At 58.7% G+C, this 19,484-nt stretch carries 18 protein-coding genes; 14 read left to right on the top strand and 4 right to left on the bottom strand.

Going from position 1 to position 19,484, the window contains the following annotated elements; translation table 11 throughout:
* Nucleotides 1-19: 19 nt before the first annotated feature.
* From urtB to ACAM29_RS08105, 12 genes are read left to right on the top strand one after another with little or no spacing between them, the layout of a single operon-like run.
* The gene (urtB, locus tag ACAM29_RS08160) at nt 20-1,633 is read left to right on the top strand and encodes an urea ABC transporter permease subunit UrtB (protein WP_369623824.1); all 1,614 of its coding nucleotides are present in this window, start codon (nt 20-22) and stop codon (nt 1,631-1,633) included.
* Nucleotides 1,630-2,775, top strand: a complete 1,146-nt coding sequence (gene urtC / locus ACAM29_RS08155) for an urea ABC transporter permease subunit UrtC (RefSeq protein ID WP_369623823.1) — start codon at nt 1,630-1,632, stop codon at nt 2,773-2,775. The genes urtB and urtC overlap by 4 nt, the downstream gene beginning before the upstream one ends.
* Entirely contained in the window at nt 2,772-3,605 is an 834-nt protein-coding gene (gene urtD, locus ACAM29_RS08150) for an urea ABC transporter ATP-binding protein UrtD (protein ID WP_369623822.1), read from the top strand. The genes urtC and urtD overlap by 4 nt, the downstream gene beginning before the upstream one ends.
* Nucleotides 3,602-4,297 (top strand): urea ABC transporter ATP-binding subunit UrtE, encoded by a 696-nt coding sequence (gene urtE, locus ACAM29_RS08145; RefSeq protein ID WP_354409223.1) that lies wholly within the window; start codon nt 3,602-3,604, stop codon nt 4,295-4,297. Before urtD ends, urtE begins: the two co-directional genes overlap by 4 nt.
* Nucleotides 4,298-4,307: 10 nt before the next feature.
* Complete coding sequence (locus ACAM29_RS08140; RefSeq protein WP_369623821.1) at nt 4,308-5,195, top strand: urease accessory protein UreD; 888 nt, start codon at nt 4,308-4,310, stop codon at nt 5,193-5,195.
* 40 nt (nt 5,196-5,235) lie between these two features.
* Entirely contained in the window at nt 5,236-5,538 is a 303-nt protein-coding gene (ureA, locus tag ACAM29_RS08135) for an urease subunit gamma (RefSeq protein ID WP_206840752.1), read from the top strand.
* 13 nt (nt 5,539-5,551) lie between these two features.
* Entirely contained in the window at nt 5,552-5,896 is a 345-nt protein-coding gene (locus ACAM29_RS08130) for an urease subunit beta (RefSeq protein WP_091827049.1), read from the top strand.
* The gene (gene ureC, locus ACAM29_RS08125) at nt 5,896-7,602 is read left to right on the top strand and encodes an urease subunit alpha (protein WP_369623820.1); all 1,707 of its coding nucleotides are present in this window, start codon (nt 5,896-5,898) and stop codon (nt 7,600-7,602) included. Before ACAM29_RS08130 ends, ureC begins: the two co-directional genes overlap by 1 nt.
* Nucleotides 7,603-7,612: 10 nt before the next feature.
* The gene (ureE, locus tag ACAM29_RS08120) at nt 7,613-8,065 is read left to right on the top strand and encodes an urease accessory protein UreE (RefSeq protein ID WP_091827051.1); all 453 of its coding nucleotides are present in this window, start codon (nt 7,613-7,615) and stop codon (nt 8,063-8,065) included.
* Nucleotides 8,043-8,714 carry an urease accessory protein UreF gene (locus ACAM29_RS08115; RefSeq protein ID WP_369625127.1) on the top strand — a complete coding sequence of 224 codons (672 nt, stop codon included), beginning with the start codon at nt 8,043-8,045 and terminating at the stop codon, nt 8,712-8,714. The genes ureE and ACAM29_RS08115 overlap by 23 nt, the downstream gene beginning before the upstream one ends.
* A gap of 29 nt (nt 8,715-8,743) precedes the next feature.
* A complete protein-coding gene (gene ureG, locus ACAM29_RS08110) occupies nt 8,744-9,391 on the top strand; it encodes an urease accessory protein UreG (protein ID WP_206840760.1) in 648 nt (215 codons plus the stop codon).
* Between the two features lie 27 nt (nt 9,392-9,418).
* Nucleotides 9,419-9,985 (top strand): HupE/UreJ family protein, encoded by a 567-nt coding sequence (locus ACAM29_RS08105; RefSeq protein WP_206840762.1) that lies wholly within the window; start codon nt 9,419-9,421, stop codon nt 9,983-9,985.
* 60 nt (nt 9,986-10,045) lie between these two features.
* Here the strand turns inward: ACAM29_RS08105 and ACAM29_RS08100 are convergent, their stop codons facing one another.
* The 3 genes from ACAM29_RS08100 to ACAM29_RS08090 form a co-directional block, all read right to left on the bottom strand.
* Nucleotides 10,046-12,646 carry a DUF349 domain-containing protein gene (locus ACAM29_RS08100; RefSeq protein ID WP_369623819.1) on the bottom strand — a complete coding sequence of 867 codons (2,601 nt, stop codon included), beginning with the start codon at nt 12,644-12,646 and terminating at the stop codon, nt 10,046-10,048.
* A gap of 140 nt (nt 12,647-12,786) precedes the next feature.
* Nucleotides 12,787-13,947 (bottom strand): hypothetical protein, encoded by a 1,161-nt coding sequence (locus ACAM29_RS08095; protein ID WP_369623818.1) that lies wholly within the window; start codon nt 13,945-13,947, stop codon nt 12,787-12,789.
* A gap of 65 nt (nt 13,948-14,012) precedes the next feature.
* Nucleotides 14,013-14,441, bottom strand: coding sequence for a YchJ family protein (locus ACAM29_RS08090; protein ID WP_369623817.1), 429 nt, complete (start codon nt 14,439-14,441; stop codon nt 14,013-14,015).
* A gap of 87 nt (nt 14,442-14,528) precedes the next feature.
* On the opposite strand from ACAM29_RS08090, the gene sbcB reads away from it, so the two are divergent.
* A complete protein-coding gene (gene sbcB / locus ACAM29_RS08085) occupies nt 14,529-15,983 on the top strand; it encodes an exodeoxyribonuclease I (protein WP_369623816.1) in 1,455 nt (484 codons plus the stop codon).
* Nucleotides 15,949-16,572: a hypothetical protein gene (locus ACAM29_RS08080; protein WP_369623815.1), complete on the top strand. Its 624-nt coding sequence runs from the start codon at nt 15,949-15,951 to the stop codon at nt 16,570-16,572. The genes sbcB and ACAM29_RS08080 overlap by 35 nt, the downstream gene beginning before the upstream one ends.
* On the opposite strand, the gene ACAM29_RS08075 is transcribed toward ACAM29_RS08080, so the two are convergent.
* Nucleotides 16,551-19,415, bottom strand: coding sequence for an insulinase family protein (locus ACAM29_RS08075; RefSeq protein WP_369623814.1), 2,865 nt, complete (start codon nt 19,413-19,415; stop codon nt 16,551-16,553). The genes ACAM29_RS08080 and ACAM29_RS08075 overlap by 22 nt on opposite strands.
* Nucleotides 19,416-19,484: the final 69 nt, after the last annotated feature.

Genomic DNA, 19,484 nt, shown 5'->3' with positions numbered 1-19,484 from the left:
CAACTTCTGGAGTGACCCCGTGAAACGATTACTGGCGATCTGCTGTTACTGCTTCGGCCTGCTGCTGTCGTTGTCGGCAACGGCCGCCGAAAAACCTTTGCCACCCGCGCTGGCTCCGCATCTGGAGGCGCTGACCGAGGCGTCCCTGAGCCAGACGATACCGGTGCTCGAAACCCTGGAAGCCGAAGGGGGGGAGGCGGTGCAACCGCTGTTTCTCCATCTGCTGGAGGGGGATCTGTATTTCATCAAGTCCAGCCGCCAGGTGATTGCCGTCACCGAATCGGCCGGCAAGGATACCTTCATCGACATGCTCAGCGGTGTGGAAATCGAACCGCTGTCCAGTCGTGAGATCAAGAAAATTCGCGTCAACAACCGTCTGCGAGGCCATCTGCGTGATGCTATCGCACGCCTTCAGTTGGGCTCCGCCAGTGCATCGGTGCGTGAAAGCGCCGTGCGTGCACTGTTGTCTGACCTGGATGCGAATACCCTCAGTGTCATTCGTGAGGCGCGCCTGAATGAAAGCGCCGCAAACGTCCGTGAGGTGATGGACATGGCGCTGGCCCTGAACCGCCTCAACACCGCTGCAGAAGCGTCGGACCGCATTGAAGCGATCGGCCAGCTGGAGGGCAGCCTTGAAGGTGATGTGCGCAACGCGCTGAACCGCATTGCCGACAACGACCCTTCACCTCAGGTACAGCAGGCCGCGCAGAAGGCATTAGTTGGAATCGAGCAGAAGGTTGAGTTCTACGCTTTCATCGACCAGCTGTTTTTCGGCCTGAGCCTCGGCTCCGTGTTGTTGCTGGCGGCGATTGGTCTGGCGATTACCTTTGGCGTGATGGGCGTGATCAACATGGCTCACGGCGAGATGATCATGCTGGGGGCCTACACCACTTACGTGGTACAGCTGTTGATGCCGAACCATATCGAATATTCGCTCTGGGTTGCCATTCCGGCCGCTTTCGTTGTGTCCGGCATGGCCGGTGTACTGCTGGAACGTCTGGTAATCCGTCATCTGCATGGCCGCCCGCTGGAAACCCTGCTGGCAACCTTCGGGGTCAGTCTGATCCTGCAGCAGCTGGTCCGGACGGTGTTTTCGCCACTGAACCGTCAGGTAGCATCGCCCGAATGGATGAGCGGCTCCTGGGAGATCAACCCGGTCCTGTCGCTGACGCTGAACCGTCTTTATATCCTCGCCTTCGCACTGCTGGTGTTCTTTGCGCTGATGATGTTGCTGAAGAAAAGCTCGCTGGGGCTTAACGTGCGGGCCGTTTCACAGAATCGCAACATGGCCAAATCCATGGGGATTCCCACCGGTCGCGTTGATGCGCTGACCTTCGGCCTGGGCTCCGGTATCGCCGGCATCGCCGGGGTGGCGCTGAGCCAGCTGACCAACGTGGGGCCAAATCTGGGCCAGTCCTACATCATCGACTCCTTCATGGTGGTGGTGTTTGGTGGCGTGGGCAATCTGTGGGGCACGCTCGTTGCGGCGTTTTCGCTGGGTATTGCCAACAAGTTCCTGGAGCCGGTTACCGGTGCCGTCCTCGCGAGCATTCTGGTGCTGGTCTTCATCATCCTGTTTATCCAGAAGCGTCCCAAGGGACTCTTCCCGCAGAAAGGGAGGGCGGCTGAATGAACTGGCTGACTCAGCTATTTGCCGCCGGTCGTACCCCCGGTAACCGGGTACTGCCATTCGTGATCGTGTTGCTTGGTGTCACCACGCTGGCGTCAATGGCCAACCTGATGCTGCCGGAAAGCTCGCCGCTGCACGTCAGCACCTACACCATCACCCTGCTGGGCAAGTATCTCTCCTATGCGATGCTGGCGCTGGCGGTGGACGTGATCTGGGGGTACTGCGGCATCCTCAGTCTGGGCCACGGGGCGTTCTTCGCACTTGGCGGCTACGGCATGGGCATGTACCTGATGCGCCAGATCGGTGATCGGGGCGTGTACGGCAACCCGGATCTGCCGGACTTCATGGTGTTCCTCAACTGGGACAGCCTGCCCTGGTACTGGATGGGCATGGACCAGTTCTGGTTTGCGATGCTGATGGTGCTGGCCGTGCCGGGGCTGCTGGCGTTCGTGTTCGGCTGGCTGGCATTCCGCTCCCGTGTGACCGGTGTCTACCTGTCGATCATGACTCAGGCGCTGACCTATGCGCTGATGCTCGCCTTCTTCCGCAACGAGATGGGATTTGGCGGCAACAACGGCCTGACCGACTTCAAGGAGATTCTTGGGTTCGATCTGCAGTCCGATACCACCCGCGTGGCCCTGTTTGTCACCACGGCGCTGGTGCTCTGTGCGGTGTATGTCATCAGCCATCTGATTCTCAAGTCCCGCATGGGCAAGGTGATCGTGGCGATCCGTGACGGCGAGGCCCGGGCCCGTTTCCTGGGTTACCGCACCGACCGCTACAAGGTATGGCTGTTCGTCTTTTCCGCTTTGATTGCGGCCATGGCGGGTGCGCTCTATGTACCTCAGGTCGGCATCATCAACCCGGGCGAGTTCTCGCCGCTCAACTCCATCGAAGTGGTGGTCTGGGTTGCGGTGGGTGGACGCGGCACGCTGTATGGCGCGGTTATCGGTGCACTGCTGGTCAACTACGCCAAGACCCGCTTTACCGCCATCATGCCGGAAGGCTGGCTGTTTGCACTGGGGGCGCTCTTCGTTCTGGTAACGCTCTATCTGCCCAAGGGACTGGTCGGGCTGCGAGGACAGTTGGCAGCGCGTCGTAACAACAAGGCCGGCAAGGCAGTGAAACAGGAGGTGCACTCATGACCGCACTGGACAACGCGCGCGAACTGATGCGCCCCGATCGCGTCTGGCCCTTTCTGATCCCGCCGGCAGCTCCGGTCGATGTATCGCATCAGGTGCTGCTGTACGTGGAAGGGTTAAGTGTCAGCTTTGATGGCTTCAAGGCTTTGAATGATCTCAACCTGTATATCAATGATGGCGAGCTGCGTTGCCTGATCGGTGCCAACGGGGCCGGCAAGACCACCCTGATGGACGTCATCACCGGCAAAACGCGCTGCGACCAGGGCAGTGTCTACTTCGGCCAGACCATCAACCTGCTGGAGAAATCCGAGCCGGAAATTGCCCAGCTGGGCATCGGTCGCAAGTTCCAGAAGCCGACGGTATTCGAGGCGCATACGGTGTTCGACAACCTGGAGATGTCACTGAAGACGGCCAAGGGGATCTGGCAAACGCTGATGGCGCGCCTGGCCCCACGCGAGCTGGAGCTGATCGACAGGGTACTGGAGACCATCGGCCTCAAGGATCAGCGCTTCATGCGAGCCGGTGCACTGTCACACGGTCAGAAGCAGTGGCTGGAGATCGGCATGCTGCTGGTGGCCGAGCCGCGCCTGCTGCTGATTGACGAGCCAGTGGCCGGCATGACGGCGGAAGAAACCGAAAAAACCGCTGAGCTTCTGACCTCGCTGGCAGGCGAGCACACCGTTGTGGTGGTGGAGCACGACATGGAATTCGTGCGCAGTATCGCCCGTACCGTCACTGTACTCCATCAAGGCACGGTATTGGCCGAGGGCACCATGGAGCAGGTGCAGAACAACCGTGACGTCATCGAAGTGTATTTGGGAGAGGACGCATGATCTCCATCCGCAATGTAAACCAGCTCTATGGCGGTACCCAGATCCTCTGGGATCTGGATCTGGAAATAGAGCAGGGGTCCTGTACCTGCATCATGGGCCGCAATGGGGTCGGCAAGACCACCCTGCTCAAGTGCCTGATGGGGCTGCTGCCGATTCAGAGCGGCGAGATCCTGATGGAAGGGCAGGCGCTGCACACGCGTCCAGCCGAATATCGTGCCCGTGCCGGTATTGGCTACGTGCCTCAGGGGCGTGACATCTTTCCGCTGCTGACGGTGGAGGAAAATCTGCGTATTGGTCTGCCGATTCGCAAGGACAAGGCGAAGGATATTCCTGACAAGATCTTTGAGCTGTTCCCGGTACTGGGTGAGATGATGCATCGCCGCGGCGGAGATCTGTCCGGCGGTCAGCAACAGCAGCTGGCCATCGGGCGTGCGCTGGTGCTCGATCCCAAGGTGCTGATTCTGGATGAGCCCAACGAGGGCATCCAGCCCAACATCGTCAAGCAGATTGGCGACGTCATCCTCAAGCTCAACGAGGAGGAGGGGCTGACCGTGATTCTGGTGGAGCAGAAGCTCGGCTTTGCGCGACGTGTCGGCAAGGAGTTCCGCCTGATGGAAAAGGGGCGGATTGTGGCGGCGGATCGCATGGATAACCTCAATGATGAGCTGATTCGTCAGTATCTGGCGGTCTGAGGAGTGCAGGATGAACATGCCGCTGATGCCACGACCAGGCTCGGATAACGGCACCACAGTGCCCTCGCGCTGGCATGCCCGTCTGTCGCTGGGCATCAAGCGCACTCCCCGTGGCAGCCGTGTCGCCAGTGCCGAGCGCTTCGGCCCGTTGCATCTGCAGAAGCCCTTCTACCCGGAAGGTCCTGATCTGGCGCACCTCTACCTGCTGCACCCTCCGGGCGGAATGGTCTCTGGCGACCTGCTGGAGATTGAAGCGCGTCTGGAGCCGAACACGGCGGCGCTGATCACAACCCCCGGAGCCGGTCGCGTTTACCGCGCCCGTCCTGACCGTACCCTGCAACACCAGCGCGTGCGGCTGGAGGTGGGCGAGGGCTGCAGCCTTGAGTGGCTGCCGCTGGAGACCATTCTTTACCCGGACGCTCGCACCCGGCTGGAAGTGGATGTAGAGCTGGCCACAAATGCCCGCTTTATCGGCTGGGAGGTGACCAGTCTGGGGCTGCCGGCACAGGGCGAGGGCTTTGGCCGCGGTGAGCTACAGCAACGGCTGCAGATTCGCCGAGAAGGCCGCATCCTGCTGCGCGAACAGCTGATGATCGATGGGCGGAGCCCGGCGTTGCTGATGGGAAAGGCGGGCTTGCAGGGACAGCCGGTGAACGGGCTGCTGGTAGCGGGGCCGTTTACGCCGGAACAGGCTGAGCCACTGCTGGAGCCGCTGCGAGCGTGTTGCGAACGAGACGAGCTGCTGGCTGGCGTGAGCCTCAGTGGCGAGTTTCTGCTGATCCGAACATTGGGATGTTGCTCGGAGCGCACCCGGCTGTGTCTGGAACAGTGCTGGGGCCTGATTCGGCCAGATCTTATCGGCCGCGAGGCCTGCGCCCCACGCATCTGGGCGACCTGAATTGAACAGACCCACAGCAGGTGGGCTGGAGGAGAAACCGATGGAACTGCTGCCAAGAGAGAAAGACAAGCTGCTGATATTCACGGCAGCGTTACTGGCGGAGCGTCGCCTGAACCGTGGCCTGAAGCTGAACTACCCGGAAGCGGTGGCCTACATCTCCATGGAAATCATGGAGGGCGCCCGTGATGGCCGTACCGTGGCGGAGCTGATGGGCTACGGCAAGACCCTGCTCAGCGCCGACCAGGTGATGGAGGGCGTGCCGGAGATGATTGACGAGGTACAGGTGGAAGCGACCTTTCCCGACGGCACCAAGCTGGTCACCGTGCATCAACCGATTGTGTGAACAGGAGAATCCCATGATTCCCGGAGAAATTCAGACAGCCGCCGGCGAGATTGAGCTGAACGTTGGTCGCAAGACCATACGCGTGCGGGTGGAAAATCACGGAGATCGACCGGTACAGGTCGGCTCCCATTACCATTTTTATGAAGTGAACCCGGCGCTGGTGTTTGAGCGTGACGCGGCCCGTGGCTATCGCCTCAATATCGCCTCCGGTACTGCCGTGCGCTTCGAGCCTGGACAGGGCCGGGAAGTGGAACTGGTCGAGTATGCCGGCAGCCGTACCATCTACGGTTTCCGTGGCGAGGTGATGGGACCGCTGGACACTGCAGCAGGCGGAAGCTCAGCAGGAGGGCACAACTGATGGCCAAAATGGATCGACACAGCTATGCCCAGATGTTCGGCCCCACAGTTGGGGACAGGGTACGACTGGGCGACACCGAACTCTGGATTGAGGTCGAAAAGGACTACACCACCTACGGCGACGAAGTGAAATTCGGCGGTGGCAAGGTGATCCGTGACGGTATGGGCCAGAGTCAGGTGACCAACGACACGGCCATGGATCTGGTGATTACCAATGCCCTCATTCTGGACCACTGGGGCATCGTCAAGGCCGATGTGGGCGTGAAGGAGGGGCAGATTCATACCCTCGGAAAGGCGGGCAACCCTGATATTCAGGATGGTATCGACATCGTCATAGGCCCCGGCACTGAAGTGATCGCGGGCGAAGGCTGCATCCTGACGGCCGGTGGGATTGATGCCCATATCCACTTCATCTGCCCGCAACAGGTGGAAGAGGCGCTGATGTCCGGCGTGACCACCATGATCGGCGGTGGAACGGGCCCGGCTACCGGTACCAAGGCAACCACCTGTACACCGGGGCCTTGGTATCTGGGCAAGATGCTGCAGGCCACCGACCAGATGCCGATGAATCTGGGCTTTCTCGGCAAGGGCAACGCCAGTCGCCCCGAAGCGCTGCGTGAGCAGCTGGATGCCGGTGCCTGTGGTCTCAAGCTGCATGAGGACTGGGGTACCACACCGGCCAGCATCGACTGCTGTCTGAGTGTGGCCGAAGAGTACGATGTGCAGGTGGCGATCCATACCGATACCCTGAATGAGTCCGGCTTTGTGGATGACACCTTGGGGGCGTTCAAGAACCGCGTCATCCATACCTATCACACCGAAGGGGCCGGTGGCGGCCATGCGCCGGATATCATCCGTGCAGCAGGCTACTCAAATGTACTGCCGTCTTCGACCAACCCCACGCGCCCGTACACGGTCAACACCGTGGATGAGCATCTCGACATGCTGATGGTCTGTCACCATCTGGACAGCAACATTCCCGAGGATGTGGCCTTTGCCGACTCCCGCATCCGCAAGGAGACCATCGCGGCTGAGGACATTTTTCATGATCGCGGCGCCTTCAGCATGATTTCGTCCGACTCTCAGGCGATGGGACGTGTGGGCGAAGTCGTGACGCGGACCTGGCAGACGGCGCACAAGATGAAATGCCAGTTCGGGCTGTTGCCGGAAGACAGGGTACTGGGAGCCGATAATTTTCGCGCGCGCCGCTATGTCGCCAAATACACCATCAATCCGGCGATCACCCATGGGGTGGCCCATGAAGTGGGGTCCATCGAGTCCGGCAAGCTGGCGGATCTGGTGCTCTGGAAGCCGGCGTTTTTCGGCATCAAACCGGCGATGATCATCAAGGGGGGCATGATCGCGGCGGCGCCCATGGGCGATCCCAATGCCTCCATCCCGACGCCGCAGCCGGTGCACTACCGGCCCATGTTCGGTGCCGAGGGCAAGGCGGCGGCACAAACCTCCGTCACCTTTGTCAGCAAGGCAGCCCTGGAGTCCGGTTTGCGTGAACAGCTGGGGCTGAGTCGACGTTTGGTTGCCTGTGGCAATACCCGCAACATCAGCAAAGCCGACATGATTTTGAATGACTGGCAGCCGGACATTCAGGTGGACCCACAAACCTATGAGGTGCGGGCCGACGGCGAGCTGCTGACCTGTGAGCCTGCTGATGTGCTGCCCTTGGCGCAGCGATACAGCCTCTTTTAAGGAGAGACGCATGTTTGAAATCCATGAACGGCTGGGCACCCATTGCCATGCCCCCATCGCGGCGAAAGTAAGCCTGACCCATGACCAGCGTGATCGTGGCCGATTGAAGCTGGTCAGTGATACCGGTGAAGAGGTGCGTGTCTTCCTGGAACGGGGCAAGCCGCTGCGAGTTGGTGAATACCTGAAATCATCCTGTGGGCGTCACATTTTGGTCGAAGGGGCCAAAGAGTCGGTGCTGGAGGCGCGCTGTGATGACTGGAACACTTTTGCACGGGCCTGTTACCACCTCGGCAACCGCCATGTGCGCATTGAAGTAGGTGATCGCTGGCTGAGGATCAAGCCGGATCATGTACTGGAGGAGATGCTGCAGCTGCTGGGGCTGGAAACCCGGCAGGCCGAAGCGGTATTCATGCCGGAATCCGGAGCCTATGCCCATGGCCATGCGCACCATCACGACCACTGACCATGCCCTGCTGCGTCTGTTGCAGCTGAGCAGTGTCAGCCTGCCAGTGGGCGGCTACGCCTTCTCGCAGGGGCTTGAGTACGCCATCGACAGTGGCTGGATACACAAGGCAGATCAGGTGGCGGATTGGCTGGAGCTGCAATTGCTGCATGCTCAGGCGAAGACCGATCTGCCATTGTTGAGGCTGGCTATGCAGGCTGATAGCGATGGACGTTGGCAAGCGTTGAACGACCTGTCGCTGGCCTGTCGCGAGACCCGCGAGCTGCGCCTGACCGACAGCGCCATGGGCGAAGCCTTGCGACGGGTGCTGAAGAACCTGGGCATTGACGTGCCACAGGTGCTGCAGCAGGAGGTCAGTTTCATCGTGCTGTTCGCCTTTGCCGCGAAGCACTGGGGGCTCGAGTTTGATGCCGCCGCATTGGGACTGGGCTGGTCCTGGCTGGAAAATCAGGTGGCCGCCGCCACCAAGCTGGTGCCACTGGGACAGACGCAGGCACAGCAGCTGCTGAATGACCTGCAACCGTTACTGCCGCAGGCGATCGAGATCGCAAAAAGCGTTGAAGAAGACTTTATCGGTGCTGGCCTGCCCGCATTGGCAATCGCCAGCAGCCGTCACGAAACACAGTATTCACGGCTGTTTCGCTCTTGAGGAGCCGCCGTTGAGAAGAGGAAACCAACATGAGCAAACCGAAACAGACGTTGCGAGTGGGCGTAGGGGGGCCGGTGGGCTCCGGCAAGACGGCGTTGCTGCGCTCGCTCTGTGCCGCCATGCGCGAGTATTACGATATCGCCGTGGTGACCAACGATATCTACACTCAGGAGGATGCCAAATTCCTCACCGAGCATGAGGCATTGAGTGCCGACCGCATTATAGGGGTCGAAACCGGCGGCTGTCCGCATACGGCCATCCGTGAGGACGCCTCGATGAATCTGGCGGCGATCGACCAGCTGGTGGCGCGCCACGGAGCACTGGATGTGGTGTTTGTCGAAAGCGGTGGTGACAACCTTAGCGCCACGTTCAGCCCCGAGCTGTCTGATCTGACCATCTATGTGATTGATGTCTCGGCCGGTGACAAGATTCCGCGCAAGGGCGGCCCAGGGATCACCAAGTCCGATCTGTTGATTATCAACAAAACCGACCTGGCACCGCTGGTGGGAGCCTCGCTGGAGGTGATGGATCGGGATGCGCGCAAGATGCGCGGTGATCGCCCCTTCATCTTCGCAAACCTGAAAAAGGCTGAAGGACTGGACGACATTATCGGTTTCATCATCAGCGAAGGCATGCTGGAAGCCAAAACTCTGCCACCGGCCCGTGCGGTGGTGTGATTGAATTCAATTATGAAGGGGATAACGATGAAAAAAGCACTGATTGCGACTGTCGCACTGTTGCCGGGCGTGGCGCTTGCGCACACGGGACATGAAGTATCGGGTTTTATCAGTGGCCTGGCGCACCCGGTAGGTGGTGCTGATCACTTGCTGGCGATGCTGGCTGTGGGGCTTTGGGCTGCCCGTTTGGGTGGCCGTGCACTCTGGTTGGTGCCATTGGCCTTTGTGGCCACCATGCTGTTGGGCAATCTGCTGGCGCTTTCTGGTGTTTCTTTGGTGTTCACCGAACAGGGAATTGGCCTGTCCGTAGTGGTTCTGGGGCTGTTGCTGGCTTTTGCTGCACGCTTTGTAACACCTGTCTGCATGGCAATTGCCGGCAGCTTTGCGCTGTTCCATGGCTTGGCTCATGGCGCTGAAATGCCGCTTAATACCAGTGGTTTCAGCTATGCCGCCGGCTTCACGCTGGCCACACTGGCGTTGCATCTGGCTGGTATGCTGGTGGGCAAGATCGGAGTTGAAGCGCGTGCAGCGCTCTTCAGCCGTGTAGCCGGTGGGGCAATCGCTTTGACCGGTATGGCGATGGTCGTCGCCTGAAGAGATATGCAGGACGGGTGTTTCTGTTGATGGGTGGCCACAGGCCACCCATCTGCATCATCATGCGTGCGTCAGTATGTCCGAAAAACGTTTGCGCAGGTCAACAAACTGCCATGCAAACGGCAGTGTCAGCCATTCCAGCTCAAGGGATTGCAGGGCCGCTTCAGATGGCTCGTCATCCTGTTCGGCCAGTGCCTGGCCGAGCCGCTCCATCTGGTATTCCATGCGCAGCACTTCATCTTCTTCAGGTGTGGGTTGTCCGAGCATGATCTCAAGTCGGATACACAACTCACGCGCCTGAGCTTCAGACAGGGCCAACTGCTGATCGATGGAGCGGTTGCCCGCACTGATCAGGCGGATCGCTTCCAGTCGCTGGCCGATGCGCTCGCGCCACAACTGACCGGGAGAAGGGCCGGTAACCGCTTCCGTCAACAAGGTAGAAAGCGTTTCCGAGCGTGCGGTTTCGGCCAGTTCCTCTTCTGCCTGCTCGGCCAGTTGAGCCAGCCTTTGCAAGGCTTGCAGAGGTGTCCCGGACAGCAGTATTTCACGCGCAGGGGATGGTTTCTTGGCAGTCTGCGCCTTGCGGGCCTGTTTGAGTCGGCTGAAAATCAGGTCGCACTGTTCACGAAATGCCTGCCACAACCCGCGTTCGCGGCTACGGAAGGTTGCGCCGGCTGCTTTCCACTGCTGTTGTAGCTGCTTGGCTTCGCTGGCAGCGGCTTCGATATCCTCTGCGCTTGCCAGTTCGGCGGCGCGAGCAATAATGCTTTCTTTCAGTTCGGCACACGCTTGACGGTGGGCCCGAATACGGCCATCGAGATCACGCAGCAGGCTATTGAACTGCTGCTGTACCGGTTTGCCGGGTGCCCGGTCAACCGGCGAGAACGTTCGCCACTCCTCGCGTGCGGTACGGCCGATCGCTTCGACGGCATGCCAGTCGGCCTGACTCCAGTCCATACCGTGGATGAAGCTGTCGAGCTGGTTACAGATTTCGCGTCGCTGCTTCAGGTTGTGCTCACGCTTCTGCCGCTGAGCGCTGAACCACGCCTGGCAGGGTGCATAGGCTTTTTCGCCAGCATCGTGAAAGCGTTTCCACAGCTTTTGTGAATGCACAGGATCAGTGTGGTCAATCTCCTTCCACTCCTGTTGCAATGCACGTATCTGGTCGGCCAATGTCTGTGGGGGCTGTTCTGCTCCGACCAGCGATTCCATCTGCTGGCACAGTTTTTCCTTTTTGCCGTTGGCTGCGAAACCTTGCCAATCCTTGAGTTCTACGAGCCTTGCAGTGAGTTGGCGGTAGCGTGAATCCAGGCTTTCAGGCAAACCGGAATGCTGTTCAACATGCCGCGCAAGACTTTTGTGGGTGGATTCGGCGGTACTGATTTCGCCCTGATCAAGTTGCTGCTCCAGCAAGCGCAATTGCTGGAGCAGTTCATCTTCCTGCCTGCTGGATTGCGCATTTATCTGTTTAACTGTCTGCTGCAGCTGTGTGATCAGTTCCTTCAGCGACTGAAGCAGCGTTGGCAGTGGGCGTGAATCGGGCCACTCGACTGAGCGCAGCAGGCGCTGAGCTCGGCGCAGTGTTTGTTCCGGGCTACCTTCCTGCTGTTGCAGCAGCGATTCAATATGTGGGCTTTGTTGCTGCAGCCGTTCAGTTGCCGCCATACAGTGTTCGGCGTTTTGGCTGAGGCTTTGCCACTGCTGACGCTGCTCGCTGGCGGGTTCGTAACGGCTGTTCAATTCATCCCATTGATGCTGCAGGCTCTGCAGGGCCTCTGCCTCAATTACATCGCCGGCAACCAACGCTTCCAGTTCTGCCAGCAGCTCATGCGACGCGTGCCGGTCCAGCTCCAGCTGTTTGAGTTGTTCCTGCTCCTGTCGTTCCGCTTCTGCTGCGGCCTCAAGTCGGGCCTGTATCTGCTCGATCCACTGTGTAAAGAGGCGGTTGCTGTCATTATCGGCAGCCGGCAGTTGCTGCCACTCCTGCGACAACGCTTGAGAGCGGGCATGCAAGAACTGCAGGTCGGCTCCCACGGCAAGCTGTTCAAGTTGTTGCAGCAGTTGGGTGCGCCGTTTGGCATGTTCGGTTTCAAGTCGGGCCTGTTCGCGCAAGCGGTTAAGCTTGTCGCGGCTGATGCGGTGTACGGTTTTGTCACGGCCACGACTCTGACGCTGCAGGTTTTCCAGCAGGTCGGCGCGCTCTACGCGCTCGGCCGCTTCACGGCGCATGGTAGCCAGGCGGGCATGCAGAGCCACCTGCATCAGCACGGCTTCGTCATCTATGCAGTTGAGGGCGCTTTGTTGCAACTGTTCGCTGCTGACATTGATGATAATTTGGGTACGGGTATCGGCATCGTCAAGTCGCCTGAGCAGTTCGCTCAGACTGTCGGAGCCTTCACCGTTCAGGCATTCGCTGACGCGCAGCCCTGCCTGTTCACGGACTTCAGGGTCGGAGGAGTGCGATAGCACGTCTAGCAGGGAGTCCGTGTCACTCAGACGTCCAACCGCTACTATACGGACCTGGCGGTTGTCGTCATGCAGTGCCAGCTGACACAGGATTCTGGCTTGGTCAGGCTGGTCCGGACATAGTTTGCTGACGGCACTTAAGCGCACTTCAGGATCTGAATGACGCCATCTTGGCTTGAACAGGTTTGCAAACATCAGTCACCACTACCGGAGAAGAGTCCCGGCATCCATTTTCATGCAGATGAGCGGGCGGGCGCCTATTCTACCGGTCAGGGTAGTGCAAGGAAAAGCCTTGACAGATGCTGAATACGGGCAATATCTGAGGACAAATTTTTTCAGATACTCAGATCAACGTGTTGAACAGTGCCAACCCGGCCATCTTCTGATAGGAAAATGCTGCTTGAACGGATCACTCCAAGTCGGCTTTCTGTCATGCCCGACGTCAGCGAAAACTCGGTATCAGCGGCGTTGAGCCAGATTGCGCCGATATTCTTGCTGGCCAGTGTCATCAGTGAGCCCTGTCCTTCTGCACCCGGTGACCAGAGCCGAAGGCGGGAGAAGACACTGTCACCGGCATCAATAAAACCGTTGCCATCTTCGTCAAATTGGGCCAATTCCGCAAAACCGTTGCCGGATTGAGCGCCAAAAAGCTCCGATCCATCATTTATTACGCCGTCGGAGTTTTGATCGAGTGCAAGAAATGCACGGTTTCCCGCCAGAGTCGGTACCTGATCAGCTTGCCCGTCCAGATCCAGGTCAAATTCAAACCGGGTTTGGCTCAGCTGGGCCGCATCACCGTCAAAGTTGATCACCAGCGGGTCTGACAGGCGAGCGCCGATGCGCAGAATTTCGTGCTCTTCCTGCGTAATCGAGCGCGCCATCTGCAGAGACAGGTTGATATCGATACGACGGCCATCGCGGGTGATGACCTGTCCACTGGCCTCGAAACGGGTGGACTCCTGCTCATGGATGCGGCTGTGGCGTTGGTATTCAAGGCCGACTTGTGGTTCTGCAGGTGTTTCAGGTGTATCTGCTGCCGGTTTTGCCTGGTTGGGGGCACTGATTTCAGCGCCGCTTGCGTGCTGAAGAGACGCAGGATCGATCAATTGCAGGCGAATGTCCTTGCCGGTGATCGCCTTGTGCAGTCGGGTGATCAGCTCAAGCTTCAACTGGTCTGAGGCCTCAAGGCGTAATTCGAAGGGCGCCTCTGGGGGAGCGGTTTCGGTCGTTGATTCAAGCGGAGTGCCACGAGTCAGTGCTGCTACGGGTGATGCCGGCTCGTTATTGCTGTTTTTGGCATTCATGGCCAAGCCTGCCGAATAGGTCAGCAACTCGCGGCGCTCGATGTGACTGGCCTCGAACAGGGTGTCGACCTGGCGTGCACCGGTTACGGGGTCCTGGCTGACTCGACCGATACGCAGTTGCTCATGCTGTTCTTCGCTGCGGTTGTAGTTGCGCTCGCTGGCAAGTTGCAGGTTGTGACTTTGGATCTGCATGACCGGACTCCTCTGGTGACAGGAGTCATATCGGCCAAAGCTGGTGGAAGTTTAGACAGATGTTCTCAGCTGGGGATCAGTTCAACTTCACCATCCAGATAGACCCAAAGCCCGGACTCACGCTCGAAGCGGGAGCGTTCATGCAGGATGGCACCGCCTTCCGGGCTCTCAAACGCAGCCTTGAACTCGACCAGACCTGTATCGTCATTTTTTTGTCCCGCTTCCGTGGTGACAATCTCCAGGCCGGTCCAGGTGGTGATCTGGGTTTGTTCGGCCAGCAGTTCGGCATCCTGTGGTGAGCGTTTGGCTTCGGCCGTCGTTTGCACCAGATAGTCCACTGCACCAATGGCAAAAGCGGTATAGCGCGAGCGCATCAGGGCTTCAGCCGTTGCCGCAGGCTTACGGCCACTGATGGCAGGTTCGCAGCAGAAAACAAAAGGTTTGCCGGAGCCGCAGGGGCATTGAGTGTCCAGATCCTGAGTGTCGGTCAGCATGCAGATGATCCCTGAGTGTTGAAATGTTAATCTGATCGATAGGCTGATCTAACCATTACCCCTATAAAAAGTCGAGATATACCTCCAATGGCGGCGCAGACCCCCGAAACCTTCTTCTGGCACGATTACGAAACCACCGGTATCGATCCGGCGCGGGATCGCCCGCTGCAGTTTGCCGGTGTCCGAACCGATGCGGACTTCAACATTATCGATGAGCCGGTAATGCTCTATTGTCGCCCGTCCGAGGATGTGTTGCCGCATCCCAAGGCCTGTCTGGTCACCGGCCTTACGCCCCAGACCGCATTGAAAGAGGGGGTGACCGAAGCCGAGTTCATCGCACGCATTCATGCCGAGTTGGCCCGCCCCGGTACCTGCGGGGTGGGGTACAACAGTATTCGCTTCGATGATGAGATCACGCGCTTCACACTGTATCGCAATTTTTATGACCCCTATGCTCGTGAATGGCAAAACGGTTGCTCACGCTGGGATATCATCGACATGTTACGGCTGACGCGCGCGCTGCGACCGGAAGGTATCGAGTGGCCTCTGTACGAGGATGGCCGCCCGAGTATGCGGCTGGAAGACTTGACCCGTGCCAATGGCATCGACCATGGCAGTGCGCACGATGCACTGTCGGATGTATATGCCACCATTGCGGTTGCCAAACTGGTCAAGGAGCGGCAGCCCAAGCTGTTCAATTATGTACTGCAAAACCGTGGCAAGCGTGCGATTCAGGCCCAACTGGATGTGGCCAGGATGAAACCGGTATTGCACATCTCCTCCAAATATCCGGCAGAGTGGGGCAATGCCGCCATCGTTGCACCGCTGGCTTCGCATCCGAGCAATCGCAACAGCACGTTGGTGTGGGACCTGCGCGTCGATCCAACGCCTTTGTTTGATCTTGACGTGGCCTCACTGCAGACGCTGATGTACACCCGGCGTGACGAACTGCCGGCAGATGCCCCTCAACTGGCACTCAAACAGGTGCTGGCCAACAAGTGTCCGATTATTGCTCCGGCAGGGATGCTCACGGCCGTAGAAGCTGAACGGCTGAAGATCGATGGGGACATCTGCCGTCGTCACCTGCAGATGCTGCGAAATGAAACTGGAGTGGCCGCCAAGGTGGCCGATATATTTAACTCACCCATGCCTGAAGCCGATGGTGATCCTGACCACATGCTGTACAGTGGCGGCTTTTTCTCGGACCACGACCGGGCGTTGATGGAACAGGTACGTGAGTCCGAACCGGACGCGCTGGCCGGGCTGCAACTGCCGTTTCAGGACCCGCGGCTGGAAGAGATGCTGCTGCGTTACAAGGCACGTAACTTTGAGTACACGCTGACCGAAGAAGAAGCCGTGCGCTGGGAAGAATATCGCAGCCGTAAACTGCTGCAGGGTGACGCCGGCTGTTACAGTCTGCCTCAGCTGTTCAATGAGATGAATGAAATAGCCCAGTCCGGCACTCTGTCGGAACGGGACCGTCACATTCTGGAGGAGTTGGCACTCTATGCCGAATCGATCTACCCGGGCGAGTATTTCTAGTGGCCTGCTGCTGGTACTCGGTTGCCTGCAGCCGGCAGCAGCTGAAAGGCAGCCACTTCCCTACGATGTGACCCGGGTAGACCGTTACAGTGGCGGCCAGGTTCATGGGCGTGATGCCTACGAAGGGATGGCCAGGGGAGACTATGACCGGGAAAGCATGCGTGAGGTGGCTTTCACCAACCGGGAAACGTCGCTGCCGCCGGTACAGCTTGTTTACCCTTCCGATCCGCCGCCGGTGCAGGAGGTTGTGGTAGCGCCTCAGGTTGAGGTAGTACTGTGGGGCGAAGACCTGGTATTTGACCAGATCCGGCTGGATGCCGCGATTCAGCGCTGTGTGTTTGAGCGGATCTGCACTGATGAGGTCAAGGCGATTCCCGGAGTCTATCTGGGCGATGATCACAGCGGTGACTCGGAGTGGAGCGGGCGTGATGATGAGCTGGAGGTTATTACCGAAGCGGAGTCAGGCTCTGAGCCCGGGCTTGAGGTTCTCGGGCCGGGTCGAACCTTCATTGAGGTGCCGGCACAATCGGAGCCCGAGCTGCAGCCCGAGCCCGATGTGGAGCTGATTCAGCTGCCTGACCCGGGGTAGGGCAACGTTGCACCCAGCTGCTCCTGCTTGAGTGCATCCAGCCGCTCGGCACTATCCTGCATCGCATCCGAACTGATTTCATGCTCAACCGAGCTGCCGAAGCTGCGTATCAGCAGTTGTCGCTGCAGCAGCTGCTCCATAGTCTGCAACAGGTCTGCCCGGCTCAGCTCGCGGGTAATCTCGCTCAACTGCTCGCGGGTATCAAAATCATGATTGCCCCGGTCAATCTCACGCCAGAGTCGGTCGCTGCGTGTGCGAAGGTCATTGTCCTGCTGGTTGATCCGGCTTAGCAGGCTCTGGCGATAACGATCCAACTCCTCCTGTGGCATGGTGATCAACTGCTCCAGCATCTGTTGCAGGAATAACTTGTATTCACCGTGCAACCGGATAGGGTCCGTGTTGGGTGACTGAACGACCAGCGCTACCCCGGCCCGCTCGCGCAGAGGCATGAACTGGCTGGAAACAATGTAACCGAACTGCTTTTCCGTCCGCAGACTGGTGTAGAACGGTGTACTGATGATCTCGTTGATCAGCGCAGTCGCGGCCCGTGTTTTCAGACTTTCATCGGGTCCCTGAAGATAGAGCAGGGCGGTGGAGTCATGATGTTCGGTTTCAAGGTTGTCGATCAGAAACTCGTTTTTAGGCAGCAGTACAACCTCGACAGGCACTGCTTGCCAGGGGGAGTTGTTGGGCTGAAGCTGTTTGCGGACACTGCGGGCCATTTCGATCGCCTGGTCACGGCTCAGGTTGCCATGTGCAAGCAGACTCAGTTCTGCCGGCTGCAACAGGAGTGGGTAGAATTTTTCCAGGTCGCTCAGCGAGAGAGATTCCAGTTTGGCCAGCTTCTGCTCGGTAGACCAGCTTCGCATCAATCGTGTATAGAGCTGATCAAAAGCCAGATTATAAGGCTTGTCTTTCAGGCTGTTATTGAGTTGTTCATGCAGCTGGCGCTTGATGCGGTCAAAGCGAGCCTGTTCGAGGGATGGCTGGCGCAACGCCTGCAGAATTTTTTCGAGCAACAGCGCCTGTTTGTCATTGAAACCGGACAGGCGCAGGCTGATGCCACGCTGGTGTGGGTAGAGGTTGGCGGACAGTCCCGCAAGAGACGCGTCGTACAGCGTTTCGTTGAGTTGATCTTCTACCATGCGGGTGTAAAGGCTGGCCAGCAGCGCCTGCTCAGGGCCCTGGTTGGCAACAGGTGAGAGCAGAGTGAAGTAGAAGTCTGCCCTTGGACGCTCAAAATCGCTGTCGGGCAAATACCATAGGCGAGCGCCGGGCTCAGACCATGCTTCCTGGGGAATTGTCTGATTTGCGCTGTCAATCAGGCTGAAGTTGGAGGCGATAAACGGATTGCGACCACGCACCTGCAGTTGATCCAGTACAGCTGGCTCACGCCAGCGCTGGAGGCGGTCGGCTGCGATCGTATCAATACCGTAGGCGGTGTTGTAAAGCGGCTCGATCTGCTCGGTCTTCAGACCTTTTCCTTCCAGTGTCAGAAGCAGGTTGTCGGGTGTCATGCGATCAAGATAGCGGCTGATCAGTTCAGCATCGAACTCGCCAAGATGATAGTCGCCCTTGAGCAGGTATTCAGTGGGGTAGCGACCGGCGGCCTGCGACAGCTGCATCACCAGGTGAGTTGGGTCCAGCTTGTCTCTGAAACGGAACTGCACCTCGGCCAGCTGCTGCTCTTCACGGTACAGCTCAGGGTCGATGCCGTCTCGGCGCAGCAGCTCGATAAAGCTGAATATCGACGCGGTGACACGGTCGATTTGCTCCCGGCCCTGCTCGGTCAGATCGACCTGAATGCGCAGCATGGCACTGTCGGGCAGATCAAGTGCGGGATAGGCCGACAGGCCACGGGCAAGGCCGGCCTGCTTCAGGTAACTCAGCAAGCTGCCCTTGCCTTCGTATCCAATCAGGCTACTCAGGTAGTAAAGAGGCTTCTGCTGCCAATACTCACGGTAGGACGGCATGGGGAAGCTCAGGCTAAGCTGGCGCGTATCGCGCAATGTTTCGATATTGAGCTGCGCCGGCAAACGATCGGCTTCGAACAGTGGTGCCGTGTCAACAAAAGGTTTGGCATTGCGGTTGGGTACGGCCGCGAAATCTTTCCTGACCTGTTGTTCCAGTGTATCCAGTGACTCGGTGCCAAGTACGGCAAGCGTCATCAGGTTGGCGGAGTAATAGCGCTCATAGAAGCGGATCAGTGCATCACGGATTTCACTGTCGCTGGTGTTGGACAGGGTTTTCAGATTGCCGACGGCAAAGCGGCTGTAGTGATGTTCCGGGTTCAATACCTGCTTGCTGGCTTCGAAACTGCGTCGGCTGTCGTCACGGCGCTTGGCCTGAAACTCAGACTCAACGGCATGCCGTTCCCGGTCCACGTATTCAGGGCTGAACAGCGGCGCTATGAAAAACTGGGCAAAGCGGTCCAGTGCACCAGGCAGGGCCGAAGCCTCCACGCTGAAGAAGTAGTTGGTGTTTTCGTAGGCGGTAAAGGCGTTGTGACTGCCGCCATGGGAGCTGATGAAGGACTGGTAGCTGCCTGCTTCAGGATATTTTTCGGTACCCAGGAACAGCATGTGTTCAAGGAAATGCGCCAGCCCTGGTCGGTCGGATGGGTTGGCATTTGAGCCCACTCCGACATTCATCGATACGGCTGCCTTATCGGCATCAGGGTCGGACACCAGAATCACGTTCAGGCCATTGTCGAGTTCAAACTGTCGGTATGATCGAGTGTCGAGCGTGCTCTGAATGATTTCAGCCTGTACCGTCAGGCTCAACAGCAGCATGGCCAGCAGCATCAAGGCCTTGCTGAATTGGAAACGGAAAAGTGACTGCATGTGACCTCGTTGGAAACTGATCGGGTGAATGTCTGCCATCTACGACTGCGCGGGGGTAAATTGGTTCGA

Source organism: Marinobacterium sp. BA1, assembly GCF_041155135.1.
Taxonomy (GTDB): Bacteria; Pseudomonadota; Gammaproteobacteria; order Pseudomonadales; family Balneatricaceae; genus Marinobacterium; species Marinobacterium iners.
The sequence above is the reverse complement of the archived record's forward strand: the minus strand, read 5'-3'. Positions and strand labels throughout refer to the sequence as shown.